Annotated in this window: 1 protein-coding gene; it reads right to left on the bottom strand. The window is 58.4% G+C overall.

Annotated features, from left to right (window positions below; genetic code table 11):
- Positions 1-173: 173 nt before the first annotated feature.
- Positions 174-1,328, bottom strand: coding sequence for an MFS transporter (locus H8E27_02185; protein ID MBC8324424.1), 1,155 nt, complete (start codon positions 1,326-1,328; stop codon positions 174-176).
- Positions 1,329-1,335 lie beyond the last annotated feature (7 nt).

Below are 1,335 nucleotides of genomic sequence, written 5' to 3'. Positions count from 1 at the left end.
GTCCAATGCCCAAGGTCCAATCCGCGGCAAAAATGGAGGGACGAGCCTGCGAGTCCGCTAACGCCACCGGACTCGCAGGCTCGTCCCTCCATCGCAACCGGCATCCGCTTAACAACATCATTGGACATTGGGATTTGGTCATTCCTCGGGCCTTGATTCTTGGTCATTGGTTTTTATCTCCCAATCGTTTTCCCCTGATTCACTGCCAGTAAACGCCGGCGGCATTTGGGGCAAATATCCTGATAATGCACCTCGCCCTTGGAGGTGGCGAAGCGGTAGTTGAAGCCCAGCTGATCCAGCACCACCTTCAGGTCATCCACGTGCATTTGCGAGGCAAAGGGCTCGCGGCACACCGCGCAGTCCGCCTGCGGACCATCTTCGCCGGCCTTTTTGTATAGGCTCACGCAGACCGAGCAGAGCCGCTGGAACATGTGAAAGAGTTTGCCGAACGGAATATAAAAGATCAGCGACACCACCGTGAGCAGGTGCACCCATACAAGGAATCCGTGCCCGCGGCCTTCCATGAAGCTGTAGCTCACCGTCAGCATTAGGCCCGTGGCGGTGACGGCGAAAATAATCAGTAGCGGCAGGATGTCCTCGGTGAAACTCTGTACCGCACGCACGCCGGCATTGGTGAGGCGCCGCCAACCGGCCATCACCAGGCCTACCATCACCAGTGCCGCGGAGATGTTCAGCAGGTTAAACATCACCTTTGCCTCAAGACTGTGCACGTTGAACTCGCGCACCTGCACGCCGAACACCTTCACTTGATACAGTGTGTCCACCGCGCCCACATCAAAATGGATCCAGCCGAACACCAACGGAAACGTCACCGCAAACGCCAGCGTGCAGCCCCCTGACAGGCATAGGTGCATGATCCAGCGGTACGAGCTGCGTTCCTTGATAAACGTTTGCGCCGCCATTTTTTTGCCACTGCTCTTGAATAACAGCCCTGGATATCGCCGCGCCAATTCCAGCCCGCGCTTGAAATACATCCGCGAAGGCGGCCGCTGCACCCACACCGTGAACCGGTACCCCACCGCAAACGCACCGAGGATACTGGCCACCGCATACCACGTGAGCGCGGGGTCGAAGTCGCGCAACCCGTGCGAGCCGAGATAGATCCCTGCCGCCACCAATCCGGCAAACGCCAGCCCGGCGAGGAGGGCGAGGAGGGCGGTTTTGTTTGACTGTAAAGGTTTTGGTTTTTGAGAGGGCTTCGGACTCGCAGGCTCGTCCCTCCATTGCAACGGTGCGCGATCGCCTGCGTCTTTGGAGGGACGAGCCTGCGAGTCCGTGGGCGAAAGGTTGGGAAAATTCGAGTTCATCGGTTCA

The organism is Limisphaerales bacterium (assembly GCA_014382585.1).
Taxonomy (GTDB): Bacteria; Verrucomicrobiota; Verrucomicrobiia; order Limisphaerales; family UBA1100; genus JACNJL01.
This window is presented reverse-complemented; position numbering and strand designations above follow the sequence as displayed.

Excerpts from the sequence above, each read along its gene's own strand:
- H8E27_02185 (MBC8324424.1), bottom strand. The coding sequence starts at position 1,328 with ATGAACTCGAATTTTCCCAACCTTTCGCCCACGGACTCGCAGGCTCGT.